The sequence below is a fragment of the Burkholderia sp. RF2-non_BP3 genome (assembly GCF_001522185.1).
Lineage (GTDB): Bacteria > Pseudomonadota > Gammaproteobacteria > Burkholderiales > Burkholderiaceae > Burkholderia > Burkholderia diffusa.
In genome coordinates this window covers 240,804-259,471 of sequence record NZ_LOSU01000028.1, presented here as the reverse complement: position 1 = coordinate 259,471, position 18,668 = coordinate 240,804, and the positions used below count along the sequence as shown (strand labels likewise).

Here is an 18,668-nt window from a genome sequence, read left to right as displayed (position 1 = left end):
CTTTGACTCGGCTTAGAACGTGCGCGGCTTCGGCGGCACGGAGTCGACCGTCAGCGGCTTCATTTGAACCGGCTTGTAGTCGAGGCGATCGCCTTCGCTGTACCACAGCGTGTGGCGCAGCCAGTTGTCGTCGTCGCGATGTTCGTAATCGCTGTGTGCGTGCGCGCCGCGGCTTTCCTTGCGCGCTTCCGCCGACACCATCGTCGCGCGGGCGACTTCGATCAGGTTCTCCAGCTCGAGCGCTTCGACGCGCGCGGTGTTGAACACCTTCGACTTGTCCTTCAGGTGGATGTTTTCCACGCGTGCCTTCAGGCCGGCCATCTGGTCGACGCCTTCCTTCAGCAGCGCCGACGTGCGGAACACGCCTGCGTGCTTCTGCATCGTCGCGCGGATGTCGTTGGCGACGTCCTGCGTGTACTCGCCCGAGGTCGACTTGTCGAGCTTGTTCAGACGCGCCAGCGAGAATTCGCCTGCATCGGCCGGCAGCGGCTTGTGTTCCTTCTGGTTCTTCACGTGCTCGACGATGTGGTTGCCGGCCGCACGGCCGAACACCACGAGGTCCAGCAGCGAGTTCGTGCCGAGGCGGTTCGCGCCGTGCACGGACACGCACGAGCACTCGCCCACTGCGTAGAAGCCGTTGACTGGATCCTTGTGGCCGCGCGACGTGCCGACGACCTGACCATGGATGTTGGTCGGGATGCCGCCCATCTGGTAGTGAATCGTCGGGACGACCGGGATCGGTTCCTTGATCGCATCGACGTTCGCGAACTTCAGCGCGATTTCGCGGATCGACGGCAGACGCTTCATGATCGTCTCGGCGCCGATGTGCGACAGATCGAGCAGCACGTGGTCCTTGTTCGGACCGACGCCGCGGCCTTCCTTGATTTCCTGGTCCATCGAACGCGACACGAAGTCACGCGGCGCCAGATCCTTCAGCGTCGGTGCGTAGCGTTCCATGAAGCGCTCGCCGTTCGCGTTGCGCAGGATGCCGCCTTCGCCGCGCACGCCTTCGGTGATCAGCACGCCCGCGCCGGCCACGCCGGTCGGGTGGAACTGCCAGAACTCCATGTCCTGCAGCGCGATGCCCGAGCGCGCAGCCATGCCGAGGCCGTCGCCGGTGTTGATGAACGCGTTGGTCGACGCCGCGAAGATCCGGCCTGCGCCGCCCGTCGCGAACAGCGTCGTCTTGCCTTCCATGATGTAGACGTCGCCCGTCTCCATCTCGAGGGCCGTCACGCCGAGCACGTCGCCGTCCGCGTCGCGGATCAGGTCGAGCGCCATCCATTCGACGAAGAATTGCGTCTTCGCTTCGACGTTCTGCTGGTACAGCGTGTGCAGCAGCGCGTGACCGGTACGGTCGGCGGCCGCGCAAGCGCGCTGGACCGGCTTCTCGCCGTAGTTCGCGGTGTGGCCGCCGAACGGACGCTGGTAGATCGTGCCGTCCGCGTTACGGTCGAACGGCATGCCGAAGTGTTCCAGTTCGTACACGACGTTCGGTGCTTCGCGGCACATGAACTCGATCGCGTCCTGGTCGCCGAGCCAGTCGGAACCCTTGATCGTGTCGTAGAAGTGGAAGTGCCAGTTGTCTTCGCTCATGTTGCCGAGCGACGCGCCGATGCCGCCCTGTGCGGCCACCGTGTGCGAACGGGTCGGGAACACCTTCGACAGCACGCCGACCGACAGGCCCGCGCGCGACAGTTGCAGCGCTGCGCGCAAGCCCGAGCCGCCCGCGCCGACGATCACCACGTCGAACTTGCGGCGCGGCAGGGAAGTTTTGATTGCAGCCATTCTTTACACTCTCCAGAGAATCTGCGCGGCGTAGCCCGCACATGCGAGCAGCCAGACGATGGTCAGCGATTGCAGCAGCAGGCGCACACCGACGGGCTTCACGTAGTCCATCCAGATGTCGCGCACGCCGACCCATGCGTGGTAGAAGAGGGAAAGCAGCGTCACGAAGGTCGCGAGCTTCATCCATTGCGCGGAGAAGATCGATGCCCAGCCTTCGTACGAGAAGTCATGCGCGCCGAAGAACAGGACGAGCAGAATGACCGTGTAGACCGCCATGATCGTGGCGGTGACGCGCTGCGCGAGCCAGTCGCGCAGGCCGTAGTGAGCGCCGACGACGAGGCGCTTCGAGCCGATTCGGTTATTGGCTGCCATTTTCTTAGAATGCTCCGAACAGTTTGAGTGCCATGGCGATCGTCAGGGCGATCGAGACGACAAAGACGACGACGGCCGTCCGCTTGCCGCCTTCCTTCGAGACGGCGTCGTGATTGACGTCCATCAGCAGGTGGCGAATGCCGGCGCAGAAATGGTGGAGGAACGCCCAGGACAACGCGAGGACGATCAGCTTGACGACGATGTTGGAGAGGAAAGCCTTGAAGACTTCGAAGCTGAGCTCGGAGGTGAGGCTCTGATCGAAGAGGAACAGCAGGAACGGCAGGAACAGGAACAGCAGCGCGCCGCTGACTCGATGGAGGATCGACAATATCGCCGCCAAGGGCATGCGATATTTCATCGTGATATCGCCGAATCCGATGTTCCGGTATTCCGGCCTCGGCTTTCTTACTGCGTCAGTCATGCTAGACCCCTACTATGTTGTCACACTAATCCGCGATTTTAGCGCCTTTTTATATCGCGCTGCAGCGAAAGTCTGCTCTGGATCATTACGCGAACGGGAATAAAGGCGGCCCGAAACGTGCTACGCGAACATGGGAAGCGCGCGCGCACGCTGCTTGTGCCGATACGTCGTCAGCTCAAGTCATTCTGATAGTAATACCCGGTTGTGACATACCAGCCGCGTCGCACTTCCACCGGCCGGTCTCCGTATGTATAGGACACACGCTCCACCGACAGCAAAGGAAAACCCGCCGGCACGTGCAGCAGGTCGGCCACCGCCGGCTCCGCCGCCACCGCGCGGATCTTCTCCGTCGCGCGGATCATCCGCGTGCCGAATTCCGTCTCGAACATCGCGTAGAGCGGCCCCTTGTACTCGCTCAGCCGCTCGAACGTGAGCCCGCGGAACATCGCGCCCGGCAGCCAGATCTCGTCCAGCACCGTCACTTCGTTCTCGAACTCCAGCAGGCGGCGCACCTGCACGACCGGGTCGGCCGGCTTCAGGTCGAGCTGCCGCGCGATCTCGGCCGGCGCGCGCAGGCGCCGGCATTCGAGCAGGCGGCTCACGTGCGGATGCTCGGCACCGTCGTCGGCCAGCAGACGCAGAAAGCGGAACTGCGCGCGATCTTCGTTGTGCGTCGCAACAAAAGTGCCCTTGCCCTGCCGCCGGACCACCAGGTTTTCGGCGGCCAGTTCGTCGATCGCCTTGCGAACGGTGCCCTGGCTGACCTTATAACGGGCCGCGAGCTCCACTTCGCTCGGAATGATTTCGCCCGGCTTCCACTCGCCGGATTCCAGGCTTTGCGTGATCAATGACTTGATCTGCTGGTATAACGGACTGAAGGTCGGCGACGGCGAAGCGGCAGGCGCCGGCACGGAATCGGCCGCGCCCGGCTGCCCTGGGCCGCCTGCGCCGGTCGGATTCGCGTTGTTCGCCTGGTTCGATGTCATGGCGCGCATTTCATCACAAACCGCGCTTTTCCGTCCACTCAAATTCCGCAAAACATCTGTCTTATATAAGACATATGATACCGTTTGACTTTGGGCCCGCCGGCTCCTACACTCCGGGGCGAGCAAGGGTTCGCGGGTGCAAAACGCGTCCCCGGCTACGTGCCACGGCCGTCTCCAGGTTCACCGCGTCTGCCTTTCGCGAGTCCTCCGCCCTGCTTCAATGCAACGCTACGCGTAACGCGCATAGAATGGCGTTTTGCCTAGCGTCCACCGCTTCACCCGTCCTGGAGATTTTCAATGGCTAAGCCCGCAAAGCGCGTTGCCGTCACCGGCGCCGCAGGTCAAATCGCTTACTCCCTGCTGTTCCGCATCGCGAACGGCGACCTGCTCGGCAAGGACCAGCCGGTCATCCTGCAACTGCTCGACCTCCCGCAAGCCCAAGCCGCCGTCAAAGGCGTCGTGATGGAACTCGACGATTGCGCGTTCCCGCTGCTCGCGGGCGTCGTGATCACCGACGATCCGAAGGTTGCATTCAAGGATGCGGACGTCGCGCTGCTGGTCGGTGCGCGTCCGCGCTCGAAGGGCATGGAGCGCAAGGACCTGCTGTCGGCGAACGCCGAGATCTTCACGGTCCAGGGCGCCGCGCTGAACGAAGTCGCGAGCCGCGACGTGAAGGTGCTGGTCGTCGGCAACCCGGCGAACACCAACGCGTACATCGCGATGAAGTCGGCGCCGGATCTGCCGAAGAAGAACTTCACGGCAATGCTGCGCCTCGACCACAACCGCGCGCTGTCGCAGCTCGCGGCGAAGTCGGGCAAGCCGGTCGCATCGATCGAGAAGCTCGCCGTGTGGGGCAACCACTCGCCGACGATGTACCCCGACTTCCGCTTCGCGACCGTCGAAGGCGAGTCGCTGCTGAAGCTGATCAACGACGACGTGTGGAACCGCGACACGTTCATCCCGACCGTCGGCAAGCGCGGCGCGGCGATCATCGAAGCGCGCGGCCTGTCGTCGGCAGCGTCGGCGGCGAACGCGGCGATCGACCACGTGCGTGACTGGGTCCTCGGCACGAACGGCAAGTGGGTCACGATGGGCATCCCGTCGGACGGCTCGTACGGCATCCCCGAAGACATCATCTACGGCGTGCCCGTCACGTGCGAAAACGGCGAGTACAAGCGCGTCGAAGGCCTCGAAATCGACGCATTCTCGCGCGAGAAGATGGACGGCACGCTGGCCGAACTGCTCGAAGAGCGCGACGGCGTCGCTCACCTGCTGAAGAACTAAGCAGACTGCACGGCCGGGCCGCCTCCGGGCGGTCCGGTCACGGCACGGGCGGCGGGCCGGCAGCCGGCCCCGCCGCCCGATCCGATCCGGGCACGTTTTGCCGCTCCAGGCGCCCCGCGCGCCGGCCCAGAACGCGCCCGAATCCGATTTTCTCCACGTTGCCCGCCTCCTTGACGTAGAAGAGATGTCCGCGCTCACTCCTGCACAAGTGCTGTACGACGGGGCGTCCCCGCCCGCGATCCTGCCCTGCTGCGATCACTACGCGGGCAGCGAGAAGCTGATGCGCAAGTCGCTCGCGCTCCAGGCCGAACTCGGCCCCGTGTTCGACATCACGCTCGACTGCGAGGACGGCGCGGCCGTCGGCCAGGAAGCCGCGCACGCGCAGCTCGTCGCCGATTTTCTCGGCAGCGCCGAAAACCGCTTCGGGCGTGTCGGCGTCCGCATCCACGACTTTTCCCATCCCCACTGGCGCGACGACGTGCGCATCGTGCTGCGCGCCGCGCGCGCGCCGGCCTATGTCACGCTGCCGAAGATCGCGAGCGCCGCGGACGCGGCCGAGATGGTCGCGTTCATCGAAGGCACGCGCCGCGAGCTCGGCCTCGCGCAGCCGATCCCGGTCGACGTGCTGGTCGAGACGCACGGCGCGCTCGCCCAGGCGGCCGCCCTCGCCGCGCTGCCGCTGGTCGGCACGCTCAGCTTCGGGCTGATGGACTTCGTGTCCGCGCATCACGGAGCGATTCCCGATGCGGCGATGCGCTCGCCCGGCCAGTTCGACCACCCGCTCGTGCGCCGCGCGAAGCTGGAAATCGCCGCGGCCTGCCACGCGCACGGCAAGACGCCGTCGCACAACGTGACGACGGAGGTGCGCGACATGGCCGTCGTCGCCGGCGACGCGCGTCGCGCGCGCGACGAGTTCGCGTTCACGCGGATGTGGAGCATCCATCCCGCGCAGATCCGCCCGATCGTCGACGCATTCGCGCCGCGCACCGATGAAGTCGCGCTGGCCGCCGAGATCCTGCTGGCCGCGCAGGCCGCCGACTGGGGCCCGACGCGCCACGGCGATACACTGCACGACCGCGCGAGCTACCGCTATTACTGGTCGGTGCTGCGCCGCGCACGGGCGACCGGCCAGCCGGTGCCGGCCGAGGCCGCGCCGCTGTTCGGCCCGGCCGCCGGAGATGCGCGGTGAGCGCGCGCCGACACACGCATTTCATCGAATCACCGGAGCGTGAACCCGCGACAGGTTTGCGAAACGACAAAAAACGTAACGGAGCCCGAAAACCTGAAATATGCGCGGCCAAATAGGTGAAAATAGCGGCCGCTGCGCGCTTCCGGGGCGCGTGCAGTTTCAAACCGGCTGACGGTGTCTGCCGCCGGCCCTTGTCAACTGATTATCGAAAGGTTCTGACTCCATGAAGAAACTCCTGATCGCTACCGCCATCGGCGCGTTGTCCGCCACGATGCTGGTGTCGGCTCCGAGCGCGTTCGCCCAGGATACGGCGACGACCGCGAAGAAGACGGCCAAGCGCCCGGCGCCGGCCAAGCGCATCGTTCCGCGCAGCAAGAAGGCGCAGGCGCGTGCCGCGGCCAAGGTCGATCCGGTACCGGACGGCGCAGCCAAGTGGGCGTGCAAGGACGGCCTGTCGTTCGACCTCGCCGGCGACATGAAGCGTGACCAGGTCGTCACGGTTCATTGGGCGAAGAAGAACTACAAGCTGCCGCGTCAGGCCACGACGACGGGCGCCGACACGTTCTACGATCCGGCCGCGGGCTTCAAGCTGGTCGTGATCCCGAGCAAGGCGATGCTGTTCAGCGACGCCAATGGCGGCGAGCGTCTCGCCGACGAATGCGTGACGCCGGAAATGGCGCAAGGCACGCCGGCTCCGACGCAATCGAACGAACTGAAGCCGGCAACGAACTAAGCGCCCGCGTCTTCACGCTCCCAGGCCCCTCGATGTCCGCCTCGGTCTCCAACGTCCGCCCCGCTCCGGATACGGTACTCGTCGATATCGTCGACTACGTGCTGAACACCGGAATCGACAGCGCGCTCGCGCTGGAGACGGCGCGTCATTGCCTGATCGACACGCTCGGATGCGGACTCGAGGCGCTGTCCTACCCGGCCTGCACCAAGCTGCTCGGCCCCGTCGTGCCCGGCACGATCGTGCCGAACGGCGCGAAGGTGCCCGGCACGTCCTTCCAGCTCGATCCCGTCCAGGCCGCTTTCGACATCGGCGCGATGATCCGCTGGCTGGACTTCAACGACACCTGGCTCGCCGCCGAATGGGGTCATCCGTCCGACAATCTCGGCGGAATCCTGGCGACGGCCGACTGGCTGTCCCGCACGGCCGTCGCGGCCGGCAGGAAGCCGCTTTCCATGCGCGACGTGCTCGTCGCGATGATCCAGGCCCACGAGATCCAGGGCTGCCTCGCGCTCGAGAATTCGTTCAACGCGGTCGGGCTCGACCACGTGCTGCTCGTCAAGGTCGCGTCGACGGCCGTCGTCGGCCGCCTGCTCGGCCTCACGCGCGACGAGCTGATCAACGCGGTATCCAACGCATTCGTCGACGGCCAGGCGCTGCGCACGTACCGCCACGCGCCGAACACCGGTTCGCGCAAGTCGTGGGCGGCCGGCGACGCGACGTCGCGCGCGGTGCGCCTCGCGCTGATCGCGAAAACGGGTGAAATGGGCTACCCGTCGGCGCTCACCGCGAAAACCTGGGGCTTCTACGACGTGCTGTTCGGCGGGCAGCCGTTCCGCTTCCAGCGCCCGTACGGCACGTACGTGATGGAGAACGTGCTGTTCAAGATCGCGTTCCCCGCCGAATTCCACGCGCAGACGGCCGCCGAGGCCGCGCTGCAACTGCACGCGCAGCTCGCCGCGGCGGGCCGCACCACCGACGAGATCAGCCGGATCACGATCCGCACGCACGCGGCCGCGATCCGCATCATCGACAAGCAGGGGCCGCTCGCCAATCCGGCCGACCGCGACCACTGCATCCAGTACATGGTTGCCGTGCCGCTGCTGTTCGGCCGGCTGACCGCGGCCGATTACGAAGACGCGGTCGCCGCCGATCCGCGCATCGACGCGCTGCGCGCGAAAACCGTGTGCGTCGAGGATCCGCAGTTCACGAAGGATTACCATGACCCGGCCAAACGATCGATCGCGAATGCGCTGACGATCGAATTCGCGGACGGGTCTAAGCTTGCCGAAGTGGCGGTCGAATACCCGATCGGCCATCAGCGACGCCGTGCGGACGGCATCCCGCTCCTGGTCGAGAAGTTCAGGACCAACCTCGCCCGCCGTTTCCCGGCAAAGCAGCAACAAGCGATTCTCGACGTGTCGCTGGACCAGGCAAAGCTCGAAGCGATGCCGGTCGATGAGTACGTCGACTTGTATGTGATTTAGCACCAGGACTCTTTGTTTCCTAGCCTTAAACCCAGGAAAATCACCATGGCCCACAATCTCCACAAGACCCTCAAGGAATTCGACAGCGGTTCCGGCAAAGGCAAGTTCTACTCGCTGCCGCAGCTCGGCAAGGAACTGAAGACGAAGATCGAACGCCTCCCGGTGTCGATCCGTATCGTGCTCGAGTCCGTGCTGCGCAACTACGACGGCAAGAAGATCACCGAAGAACACATCGAGCAGCTCGCGAACTGGAAGCCGACCGCCAAGCGCGTCGACGAGATTCCGTTCGTGGTGTCGCGCGTCGTGCTGCAGGACTTCACGGGCGTGCCGCTGCTCGCCGACATCGCGGCCATGCGCGGTGTGGCAGAGCGTTCGGGCAAGAACCCGAAGAAGATCGAGCCGCTGGTCCCGGTCGATCTCGTCGTCGACCACTCGGTCCAGATCGACTACTTCCGCCAGAAGGACGCGCTCGACCTGAACATGAAGCTGGAATTCCAGCGCAACAACGAGCGCTACCAGTTCATGAAGTGGGGCATGCAGGCGTTCGACACGTTCAAGGTCGTGCCGCCGGGCGTCGGCATCGTCCACCAGGTGAACCTCGAGTATCTCGCGCGCGGCGTCCACAAGAAGGCGGACGGCGGCGACACCGTGTACTACCCGGACACGCTCGTCGGCACGGACAGCCACACGACGATGATCAACGGCATCGGCGTGGTCGGCTGGGGCGTGGGCGGCATCGAGGCGGAAGCCGGCATGCTCGGCCAGCCGGTGTACTTCCTGACGCCGGACGTCGTCGGCGTCGAGCTGAAGGGCAAGCTGCGCGAAGGCGTGACGGCCACCGACCTGGTGCTGACGATCACCGAAATGCTGCGCAAGGAGAAGGTCGTCGGCAAGTTCGTCGAGTTCTTCGGCGAAGGCACGAAGTCGCTGTCGCTGCCGGACCGCGCGACGATCGGCAACATGGCGCCGGAATACGGTGCGACGATGGGCTTTTTCCCGGTCGACGAAAAGACGATCGACTACTTCGAAGGCACGGGCCGCACGAAGGCGGAAATCGCCGCGTTCGAAAACTACTTCAAGGCCCAGAAGCTGTTCGGCATTCCGAAGGCCGGCGACATCGACTACACGAAGACGGTGACGCTCGACCTGGCAACGGTCGCCCCGTCGCTGGCCGGCCCGAAGCGCCCGCAGGACCGCATCGAGATCGGCAACGTCAAGTCGACGTTCACCGACCTGTTCTCGAAGCCGGTCGCGGAAAACGGCTTCGCGAAGAAGGCGGACGACCTGAACGCGCAATACACGACGAGCAACGGCGTCGACGTGAAGAACGGCGACGTGCTGATCGCCGCGATCACGTCGTGCACGAACACGTCGAACCCGAGCGTGCTGCTGGCCGCCGGCCTGCTCGCGAAGAAGGCCGTCGAAGCCGGCCTGACCGTCGCGCCGCACATCAAGACGTCGCTCGCGCCGGGATCGCGCATCGTCACCGAATACCTGACGAAGACGGGCCTGCTGCCCTACCTCGCGAAGCTCGGCTTCGAAGTCGCCGCCTACGGCTGCACGACCTGTATCGGCAACGCGGGCGACCTGACGCCGGAACTGAACGAAGCGATCACGAAGAACGACATCGTCGCGGCTGCGGTGCTGTCGGGCAACCGCAACTTCGAAGCGCGCATCCACCCGAACATCCGCGCGAACTTCCTCGCGTCGCCGCCGCTGGTCGTCGCCTACGCGATCGCCGGCAACATCACGCGCGACCTGATGACCGAGCCGGTCGGCAAGGGCAAGGACGGCTACGACATCTACCTCGGCGACATCTGGCCGACCAGCGATGAAATCCACGCGCTGCTCAAGTTCGCGCTCGACCCGAAGAAGTTCGAGGACAACTACTCGAAGCTGACCAAGAAGGGCGACCTCTGGAGCAAGATCGAGGGCGAAACGGGCCAGGTCTACGACTGGCCGAAGTCGACCTACATCGCCGAGCCGCCGTTCTTCGGCAACGACTTCTCGATGGAGCCGGCCGCGTCGATCCCGACGGTCAAGGGCGCACGCGCACTGGGCATCTTCGGTGACTCGGTCACGACCGATCACATCAGCCCGGCAGGCTCGATCAAGGAAGACTCGCCGGCAGGCAAGTGGCTGAAGGAGAACGGCGTGCAGAAGGCCGACTTCAACAGCTACGGCTCGCGCCGCGGCAACCACGACGTGATGATGCGTGGCACGTTCGCGAACGTGCGGATCAAGAACCTGATGATCCCGGCGAAGGCGGACGGCACGCGTGTCGAAGGCGGCCTGACGATCCACCAGCCGAGCGGCGAACAGCAGTCGATCTACGACGCGGCCATGCAGTACGTCGCGGCCGACACGCCGACCGTCGTGTTCGCAGGCGAAGAGTACGGCACGGGCTCGTCGCGCGACTGGGCCGCGAAGGGCACGCAACTGCTCGGCGTGAAGGCCGTGATCGCACGCAGCTTCGAGCGGATCCACCGCTCGAACCTGGTCGGCATGGGCGTGCTGCCGCTGCAGTTCAAGGGCGCGGACAGCGTCCAGTCGCTCGGCATCACCGGTGAAGAGACGTACGACATCGAAGGCCTCGGCGACGACTTCAAGCCGCAGCAGGACGTCACGCTCGTGATCCACCGCAAGAACGGCGAAACGACCCGCGTGCCGGTGCTGCTGCGCATCGATACGCCGATCGAAGTCGACTACTACAAGCACGGCGGTATCCTGCCGTTCGTGCTGCGCTCGCTGCTCGCAGCGTAAGCGTCCTGCTTTTGCAGGTGCCGCAGCCGCCTCGCGGCGGTTGCGGCCGATTTGGATGCCCGACCTCGTGTCGGGCTTTTTTTATGCGCGCGCGGCGGGAGCGCGATGTCGGCGGTACGTCATGCGGCCTTGTCGCCGCGTGCCTTGGCCCCCGCCCGCACGTTCTTCTTCAGGTGCGCGCGGTTGTAGTCGATCGCCGCGCGAACGAGGCGCTTCAGCGCGCGCTTGTCGAGCGTGTCGCCTTCGAGGAAATCGATCGCGCGCCGCGCATTGCCGTCGAGGCCGGCATTGAACAGCCCGTCGGGATCGGGCAGGTGCGCGCCGTGCATGAACGTGAGCTTCACCTTGCCCTTGTGCGCGTTCGCGACCGCGATCATCCCGTCGCACGACCACACCGGGCTGCCCATCCATTTCCATTCCTCGACGATGCCGTCTTCGGCGGCACGGATCGTCTCGCGCAGTTCGGCGAAGGTCTTGCCTCGCCAGTCGGCGATTCCCGCGATCAGCGCGTCGATGCGTGCCGACGGCTCCAGGTCCGGCGCGCTCATGCCCCGGCCTCCGGTTCTCCATCGGGTCGCGCCAGCACCTGTTCGAGCGACTCGAAGAATCGCACCCACCCGTGCTGCGCCCCGCGATACGCCTGTTCCTGATCCGCGCGGAAGCCGGCCTGCTCCATGCGCAGCAGCGTGCCGCCCGGCGTCGGCGTGAGCGTCCACGTGACGACACTTTCCAGGCCATACGCGGCCCATGTATAGGACAGCACGCGCTGCGGCTCGATCGTCAGCACCGTGCAGTCGACCGAACCCCAGTCCGCGCGGAAGCTGAACGCACGGCCCGCGACGGGCTCGAAGTCGCTCTGCATCAGCCACGCCTCGATCAGGTGCGGTTGCGTGAGCGCACGCCAGATCTTCTCCGGCGGATGCGACAGTTCCCGTTCGACGACGACGGTACGCGTTTCGGTAGTGGCCTGGTTCATTGATCCATCCTTTTGAGCAGATCTTCGAGAGCGTCGAACCGGTTCTGCCAGAAGCCGGCCATCTGGCTGGTCCAGTCGATCAACGGCGTCAGCGCCTGCGGCTGCGCGCTGTAGTGCGTCTGCCGGCCTTCGTGACGATCGCTCACGAGCCCGGCCTGCTTCAGTACGCCCAGATGCTTCGATACCGCCGGCTGCGACACGCCTGCATGGGCCGTGAGCGCGGCGACCGTCAACTCGCCCTCCTCGCACAGCCGCTCGAAGAGCGCGCGGCGCGTCGGATCGGCCAGTGTTCTGAAAAGCAGGTCGTGAGCGTCGTGCATGTCCGAATCAATAACCCGATGGTTATGGATTGAAGCATAGCCGGCGAACGATACGCGTCAAGGAGGAATTTCGCGCGTGACGTCGTTCGTTCCCGCAGTGTGCTCGTTCGCCGGCGCGGGCCGAGCGGCAACGGAACCGCTGGCGACGGACATCCGGCGCGCGCCGAATCGGCGCCATCGTTCGCATTCGAGCATTTCCTCTAATCCACTCGCCCGACCCGCGAACCGAAAGCACGCTGCAAGACTCGGCATCGCGCTGTTCCACAGTTCGGGAAACGCTCGCGATCGACCGGCCCCGTTTCTGTGCATCCGCGCATCGCGGCGGCGTCGCGTTGGCGTCATGGCGACGCTTGACCACATAGTGCAACGCGCGACGCGCCGACGCCCCATCACACGCAATGCGCTTTCGCGGCGGTTCGCTCCGCAATCGCGCGCATTCCGATACCGCAACGAACGAGTCGTGCGTGCAAACGTCGTCGACCGCAGCGCGATCGCGTCGCGAACCGGTTCCCTTCGGCGGCACCGATGCCGCGGGCGTCGACGCCGCCGCGCATGCGCGCGAACCCGCCGATGTCAGAACTGACAGCTATGGAAACTGGCAGCTACCTGAACGGCACCGACGCCCTACGCTCGTCACCGCTCGCGGCCCCACAAGGGCCGGGGGCTCCAGCAACGTCGTCTCTCCTAAAAAGGACTCCCGATGAAAAGGAACGCCTGGTTTGCCCTCCCCCTTCCGTCGCCCCGCCGCCTCGCGTGCGCGTGGCCGCTCGTGCTCGCCGCCGGCGCGGCGCATGCGACGACGGACTGGGTCGACACCCACACGAAGGCCTTTCTGACCGGCCCGCAACTGATGGCGCGCAGCGCGGCGCCGTCGCTCGAACTCGCGGCCGGCGAGACGACCGACGTCGTCGTCAGCCTGAAGCTGCGCAACGCCGCGCAGCTCAAGCAGCTCGCGCACGACGTGAACCGGCCCGGCAACGCGCATTACCGCCAGTACCTGACGCACGAGCAGTTCCTCGCCAGCTACGCACCGACCGACGCGCAGGTGAAGTCGGTCGTCGACTATCTGCGCAAGAGCGGCTTCGTGAACATCGAAGTTGCGCCGAACCGGCTGCTGGTGTCCGCGCGCGGCACGGCCGGCACGGTGAAGACCGCGTTCAACACGTCGCTCGTGCATTTCCAGTACGCGGGCCGCTCGGGCTTCGCGAACGCGTCGACCGCGCAGGTGCCGCGCGCGCTCGGCGACGTCGTCGGCTCGGTGCTCGGGCTGCAGAACGTCGCGCGCGCACGGCCGATGCTGCGCATCGGCAACGTCGCGAAGCCGCAGGCACTCGCGGCCGGCACGGCCACCGGCCACTATCCGAAGGAATTCCCCGGCCTCTACAACGCGACCGGCGTGCCGACCGCGGCCGGCGTGACCGTCGGCATCATCACGATCGGCGGCGTGTCGCAGACGCTGCAGGACCTGAAGCAGTTCACGTCGAGCAACGGTTACGGCACGGTCACGACCCAGACCGTCAAGACCAACGGCACCGGCACGAGCGGCAGCTACAGCGACGACCAGGACGGCCAGGGCGAATGGGATCTCGACAGCCAGTCGATCGTCGGCTCGGCCGGCGGCCAGGTCGGCAAGCTGGTGTTCTACATGGCGGACCTGAACGCCGCCGGCAACACGGGGCTCACGCAGGCATTCAACCGCGCGGTGTCGGACAACACCGCGAAGGTGATCAACGTGTCGCTCGGCTGGTGCGAAACCGACGCGAACGCGGACGGCACGATCGACGCCGAGGAACAGATCTTCACGACGGCTGCCGCGCAGGGCCAGACGTTCTCGGTATCGTCGGGCGACGAAGGCGTCTACGAGTGCAACAACCGCGGCTATCCGGACGGCGCGAACTACACGGTGTCGTGGCCGGCCGCGTCGCCGCACGTGCTCGCGATCGGCGGCACGACGTTGTACACCACGTCGGCGGGTGCATTCTCGAACGAAACGGTGTGGAACGAAGGCCTCGACGGGAACGGCAAGCTGTGGGCCACGGGCGGCGGCGTCAGCACGGTCCTGCCGGCGCCGGCGTGGCAGTCGGGCAGCAATCGTCAGTTGCCCGATGTATCGTTCGACGCCGCGCAAAGCACGGGCGCGTACATCTACAACTACGGCCAGCTGCAGCAGATCGGCGGCACGAGCCTCGCCGCGCCGATCTTCACCGGTTTCTGGGCGCGTCTGCTCGCGGCGAACGGCACAGGTCTCGGCTTCCCGGCCGGCAAGTTCTATGCGGACGTTCCGTCGAACCCGTCGCTCGTGCGCTATGACGTCGTGTCGGGCAACAACGGCTATCAGGGGTACGGCTACCAGGCAGGCACCGGCTGGGATCTGACGACCGGCTTCGGCAGCCTGAACATCGCGAACCTCAACAAGCTGATCCAGACGGGCGGCTTCTGAGCGTGATGCGAAGGCCGGCGCGCGGCGGTCGTTCGCCGCGCGCCGGCCGGGAAACTCGCGGGCAGCGGGCGCGTACGGAACGCTACTCCGTCGCCGGCTCCTTCGCCGGCGTCGCCGCGACCGATGCGACCGGCGCACCGGCCCGATGCGACGGTGCGAAGAGCCGCAGCCCGCTCGCGACGCTCGCGGCGCCGGCAAAGCCCGCACCGAGCATCAGCGCGAGCGTCGGCCCATGACGCCCGGCGATCCCGAACGACAGCGCGACGAGCGCCGCGCCGGTCGCCTGCCCGATCAGCCGCGCGGTCGCGATGATGCCGCTCGCGCCGCCGCTGCGCTCGGGCGGCGCGCTCGACATCAACGCCTTCAGGTTCGGCGACTGGAAGAAACCGAAGCCCGCGCCGCATAGCATCATCCGCCAGCCGATGTCGACGACGTTCGGCGCCGCCGGCAGCGCGGCAAGCGACACCATCCCCGCGCTCAGCAGCGCGAGCCCGATCGCCCCGAGCAATCCGGGCGGATAGCGATCCGAAAGCCGGCCCGCGATCGGCGCGGCGAGCGCGACGATCGCCGACCATGGCGTCATCAGGAAGCCCGTCTCCACCGCGTCGCGATGCAGGACGGTTTCGAAGTAGAACGGCAGCGACACGAACGCGAGCCCCTGCGCGGCGAACGCGCACACGGCCGTCAGCGCGGACAGCGTGAACACCGGCCGGCGGAACAGGTCGACCGGCAACATCGGCGCCGGGTGCCCGGCCTGGCGGCGGATCAACAGCGCCCCGAACGCGAGCGCGACCGCGGCAGCCGCGAACACGACGGACAGCGGCCCGCGCTGCGCGAATTCGCCGAGCGCGAAGATCAGCGATGCGAACGTGATCACGTTGAACAGCGCGGCGAGCGGATCGAACGCATGCTTGCCGCGCGCCGTCTGCGGCAGCGACGGAATCGCCACGGCAAGCGCGAGCACGCCGAGCGGCACGTTCACCGCGAATAGCCACGGCCAGGCGGCCACCGACAGGATCAGCGACGCGATCGTCGGCCCCACGGCGAACGACACGCCGACGACCAGTGCGTTGAAGCCGACGCCGCGCCCGAGCCGGTGCGCGGGAAACAGGTTGCGGATCAGCGCGACGTTCACGCTCATGATCGCGCTCGCGCCGAAGCCCTGCACGATCCGCGCCGCCGTCAGCTGCGGCAGCGTCGCCGCGAGCGAGCAGCCGAGCGACGCGAGCGTGAACACCGCGAGGCCCGCGACATACACGCGCTTGTGACCGACGATGTCGCCGAGCGACGCGAACGGCAGCAGCGTCGCGACCATCGCGAGCTGGTAGGCGTTGATGATCCACACCGACGCGGCCGGCGACGCGTGCAGGTCGGTGGCGATCGCGGGCAGCGCGGTGTTCGCGATTGCCGTGTCGAGCGTCGCGAGCGCGACGGCGAGCAGCACGGCGGACATCGCGCGCCAGTTGACGGCCGGCTCCCGGGCGCCGGCAGGGGATGCGAATTCGGACAAGATGAGGCTCGGCTGACGAGCGACGCGCGGCGTCGCGGATTGAGCGGCGCGGCACCGGGCGTCCCTGCTGCACGAACGGAACGCACGGCACCGCGAGCCGTATTGTTGCAGAGCCGCATCGAACGTGCAGGCGACCGCGTCGTCAGTCAGCGAAACGAAAGCTTCGATGCGCCGCGTCGAGTGCGCGGCATCGTTGAAAACGCAACGATCGACGGCGCGCCGGACGCTGCGCTTCCGGCCGTCACGACACCGCGCGTCGCGCGTTGCGTCCGCGCAGCCATTCGAGCGCGAGCAGCAGGCTCGTCGAGAAGATGATCAGGATCGTCGCGAGCGCGGCGATCGTCGGGCTGATGTTCTCGCGAATGCCGGTGAACATCTGGCGCGGCAGCGTCGTCTGATCCGCGCCCGCGAGGAACAGCGTGACGACGACTTCGTCGAACGACGTCGCGAACGCGAACAACGCACCCGACATCACGCCCGGCGCGATCACCGGCAGCGTCACGCGGAAGAACGTCGTGACGGGATTCGCGCCGAGCGACAGGCTCGCGCGCACCAGATTCTGGTTGAAGCCCTGCAGCGTCGCGGCCACCGTCGTCACGACGAACGGCACGCCGAGCGCCGCGTGCGCGGCGATCAGCCCCGTGTAGGTATTCGCGAGCCCGAGCGGCGCGAAGAACAGATACATGCCGACGCCGACCACGACTACGGGCACGATCATCGGCGACAGCAGCACGGCCATCAGGAGCCCCTTGCCGCGGAAGTCCGCCTTCGTGAGGCCGATCGCGGCGAGCGTGCCGAGCACGGTCGCGACGACGGTCGCCGACGGCGCGACGATGAAGCTGTTCTTCGCGGCCATCCGCCACTCGTCCGACGCGATCAGGTTCTCGTACCAGCGCATCGAGAAGCCCGGGATCGGATAGACGAGGAACGTGCTCGACGAAAACGACAGCGGCACGATGGCGAGCACCGGCAGGATCAGGTACAGCAGCGTCAGCACGACGAGCACGCGCAGCGCGACGTACCACGCGCGCTCGACGAACGACATGTGCGGCGCGAACAGCGGCCTGGCGAGTTTCATGGTCGGCATCCCCTTCCCGTTTCGTTGTGCGCGGCGCTCAGCCGAGGCTCACGTTGGTGCGCGTGAAGCGCCCATATACCGCATACAGCACCAGCGTCGCCGCGAGCAGCAGCCCGCCGAGCGCGCACGCCATGCCCCAGTTGATCGTCACGTTCGTGAAGTACGCGACGTAGTAGCTGACCATCTGGTCGTTCGGCCCGCCGAGCAGCGCGGGCGTGATGTAGTAGCCGATCGCCAGGATGAACACGAGCAGCGCGCCGGCGCCGACGCCCGGATAGGTCTGCGGCACGTACACACGCCAGAACGCGGCGAACGGATGGCTGCCGAGCGACACGGCCGCGCGCTGGTAGGTCGGCGGGATCGACTTCATCACGCTGTAGAGCGGCAGGATCATGAACGGCAGCAGGATGTGCGTCATCGAGATGTACACGCCGACGCGGTTGAACAGCAGCGTCAGCGGATGCGAGATCAGCCCGCTGCCGATCAGCGCCGTATTGATGAGCCCTTCGCTCTGCAGCAGCACGATCCACGCGGCGACGCGCACCAGCACCGAGGTCCAGAACGGAATCAGCACGAGGATCATCACGAGGTTCGCGCGGCGCTCCGACAGCGTCGAGATCCAGTACGCGAGCGGGTAGCCGAGCAGCAGCGCGAACAGCGTAACGGCGACGCCGATCACGAACGTGCGGCCGAAGATCGCGAGATAGATCGACTGATCGGGATCGGCCTGCACGATCCGGCCGAAGCCGTCCTGCTTGTGGTCGAGCGCGGCGAGCAGGTAGAACGGCGACATCTGGCTGCCGTTCTTCGCGATCGACTGCCAGTACGCAACGTCGCCCCAGCGCGAATCGAGATCGATCAGTTTCGCGCGCGTTTGCGCGGGCGTCAGCGCCGCGTCGTTGTCGCCTTTCAGCGGCATCGCGCGCGCCGTCTTCGCGACGAGCGAGCGGTAGCCGGGAATCTCGGTGTTCAGGCGCCGCGCGAGTGCGCCCATCGCCTCGCTGTCGGCGACCTTCGTCATGTCGGCCGCGAGCGCGGCATACGCGGCGTCGGCCGGTGGCGCCTTGCGGTCCCAGCCCGACAGCGCGGCGATCGTGTTCGGCAGCGCGGTCGCGATCTCGGGGTTCTGCACCGCGCGCGTGAGCAGCGTGCCGATCGGCACGACGAAGATGAGCAGCAGGAAGATCGCGAGCGGCGCGATCAGCAGCAGCGCCATCGTGCGCTTGCGGGCCTCGGCGGCCTTCAGCTCGCGCTTGAGCGCGGCCGTCGACGGCGAGGAAGGAGCGATCGTCATCGTGTTCAACGGTTCTCTCCGGCCGGGCTC

At 66.5% G+C, this 18,668-nt stretch carries 16 protein-coding genes; 6 read left to right on the top strand and 10 right to left on the bottom strand.

Annotated features, from left to right (window positions below; all coding sequences use genetic code 11):
- Nucleotides 1-12: 12 nt before the first annotated feature.
- The 4 genes from sdhA to WS45_RS11640 all read right to left on the bottom strand — a co-directional run bounded on the left by sdhA (nucleotide 13) and on the right by WS45_RS11640 (nucleotide 3,576).
- Nucleotides 13-1,788: a succinate dehydrogenase flavoprotein subunit gene (gene sdhA / locus WS45_RS11655; protein ID WP_059524714.1), complete on the bottom strand. Its 1,776-nt coding sequence runs from the start codon at nucleotides 1,786-1,788 to the stop codon at nucleotides 13-15.
- 3 nt (nucleotides 1,789-1,791) lie between these two features.
- A complete protein-coding gene (sdhD, locus tag WS45_RS11650) occupies nucleotides 1,792-2,160 on the bottom strand; it encodes a succinate dehydrogenase, hydrophobic membrane anchor protein (RefSeq protein ID WP_006399546.1) in 369 nt (122 codons plus the stop codon).
- A 4-nt stretch (nucleotides 2,161-2,164) separates the two neighbouring features.
- Nucleotides 2,165-2,581 carry a succinate dehydrogenase, cytochrome b556 subunit gene (gene sdhC / locus WS45_RS11645; RefSeq protein ID WP_059601793.1) on the bottom strand — a complete coding sequence of 139 codons (417 nt, stop codon included), beginning with the start codon at nucleotides 2,579-2,581 and terminating at the stop codon, nucleotides 2,165-2,167.
- 170 nt (nucleotides 2,582-2,751) lie between these two features.
- Nucleotides 2,752-3,576 (bottom strand): GntR family transcriptional regulator, encoded by an 825-nt coding sequence (locus WS45_RS11640; protein ID WP_082721900.1) that lies wholly within the window; start codon nucleotides 3,574-3,576, stop codon nucleotides 2,752-2,754.
- Nucleotides 3,577-3,864: 288 nt separating this feature from the next.
- Here WS45_RS11640 and WS45_RS11635 point away from each other — a divergent pair, with 288 nt between their 5' ends.
- The 5 genes from WS45_RS11635 (at nucleotide 3,865) to acnA (ending at nucleotide 11,020) form a co-directional block, all read left to right on the top strand.
- Complete coding sequence (locus WS45_RS11635; protein ID WP_044843799.1) at nucleotides 3,865-4,851, top strand: malate dehydrogenase; 987 nt, start codon at nucleotides 3,865-3,867, stop codon at nucleotides 4,849-4,851.
- A gap of 184 nt (nucleotides 4,852-5,035) precedes the next feature.
- On the top strand, nucleotides 5,036-6,040 hold the full coding sequence (locus WS45_RS11630; RefSeq protein ID WP_059699914.1) for an HpcH/HpaI aldolase/citrate lyase family protein: 1,005 nt from the start codon (nucleotides 5,036-5,038) through the stop codon (nucleotides 6,038-6,040).
- A gap of 223 nt (nucleotides 6,041-6,263) precedes the next feature.
- Entirely contained in the window at nucleotides 6,264-6,773 is a 510-nt protein-coding gene (locus WS45_RS11625; protein ID WP_059524708.1) for a hypothetical protein, read from the top strand.
- A 32-nt stretch (nucleotides 6,774-6,805) separates the two neighbouring features.
- A complete protein-coding gene (locus tag WS45_RS11620) occupies nucleotides 6,806-8,257 on the top strand; it encodes a bifunctional 2-methylcitrate dehydratase/aconitate hydratase (RefSeq protein ID WP_059699912.1) in 1,452 nt (483 codons plus the stop codon).
- Nucleotides 8,258-8,302: 45 nt separating this feature from the next.
- Nucleotides 8,303-11,020: an aconitate hydratase AcnA gene (acnA, locus tag WS45_RS11615; protein ID WP_059699911.1), complete on the top strand. Its 2,718-nt coding sequence runs from the start codon at nucleotides 8,303-8,305 to the stop codon at nucleotides 11,018-11,020.
- A 119-nt stretch (nucleotides 11,021-11,139) separates the two neighbouring features.
- Here acnA and WS45_RS11610 read toward each other — a convergent pair whose 3' ends face one another.
- The 3 genes from WS45_RS11610 to WS45_RS11600 are packed head-to-tail and all read right to left on the bottom strand — an operon-like array spanning nucleotide 11,140 to nucleotide 12,316.
- On the bottom strand, nucleotides 11,140-11,568 hold the full coding sequence (locus WS45_RS11610) for a DUF1801 domain-containing protein (protein ID WP_059689666.1): 429 nt from the start codon (nucleotides 11,566-11,568) through the stop codon (nucleotides 11,140-11,142).
- Complete coding sequence (locus tag WS45_RS11605; protein WP_059699908.1) at nucleotides 11,565-11,996, bottom strand: SRPBCC family protein; 432 nt, start codon at nucleotides 11,994-11,996, stop codon at nucleotides 11,565-11,567. The genes WS45_RS11610 and WS45_RS11605 overlap by 4 nt, the downstream gene beginning before the upstream one ends.
- Nucleotides 11,993-12,316, bottom strand: a complete 324-nt coding sequence (locus tag WS45_RS11600) for an ArsR/SmtB family transcription factor (protein ID WP_059524698.1) — start codon at nucleotides 12,314-12,316, stop codon at nucleotides 11,993-11,995. The genes WS45_RS11605 and WS45_RS11600 overlap by 4 nt, the downstream gene beginning before the upstream one ends.
- Nucleotides 12,317-13,016: 700 nt before the next feature.
- Here WS45_RS11600 and WS45_RS11595 point away from each other — a divergent pair.
- A complete protein-coding gene (locus WS45_RS11595) occupies nucleotides 13,017-14,756 on the top strand; it encodes a S53 family peptidase (protein ID WP_059689662.1) in 1,740 nt (579 codons plus the stop codon).
- An 82-nt stretch (nucleotides 14,757-14,838) separates the two neighbouring features.
- On the opposite strand, the gene WS45_RS11590 is transcribed toward WS45_RS11595, so the two are convergent.
- From WS45_RS11590 to WS45_RS11580, 3 genes are all read right to left on the bottom strand, one after another.
- Nucleotides 14,839-16,266, bottom strand: a complete 1,428-nt coding sequence (locus WS45_RS11590) for an MFS transporter (RefSeq protein WP_063888579.1) — start codon at nucleotides 16,264-16,266, stop codon at nucleotides 14,839-14,841.
- Nucleotides 16,267-16,507: 241 nt separating this feature from the next.
- Nucleotides 16,508-17,344: an ABC transporter permease gene (locus WS45_RS11585; RefSeq protein ID WP_059525632.1), complete on the bottom strand. Its 837-nt coding sequence runs from the start codon at nucleotides 17,342-17,344 to the stop codon at nucleotides 16,508-16,510.
- A 37-nt stretch (nucleotides 17,345-17,381) separates the two neighbouring features.
- Entirely contained in the window at nucleotides 17,382-18,638 is a 1,257-nt protein-coding gene (locus WS45_RS11580; RefSeq protein ID WP_059525635.1) for an ABC transporter permease, read from the bottom strand.
- Nucleotides 18,639-18,668: the final 30 nt, after the last annotated feature.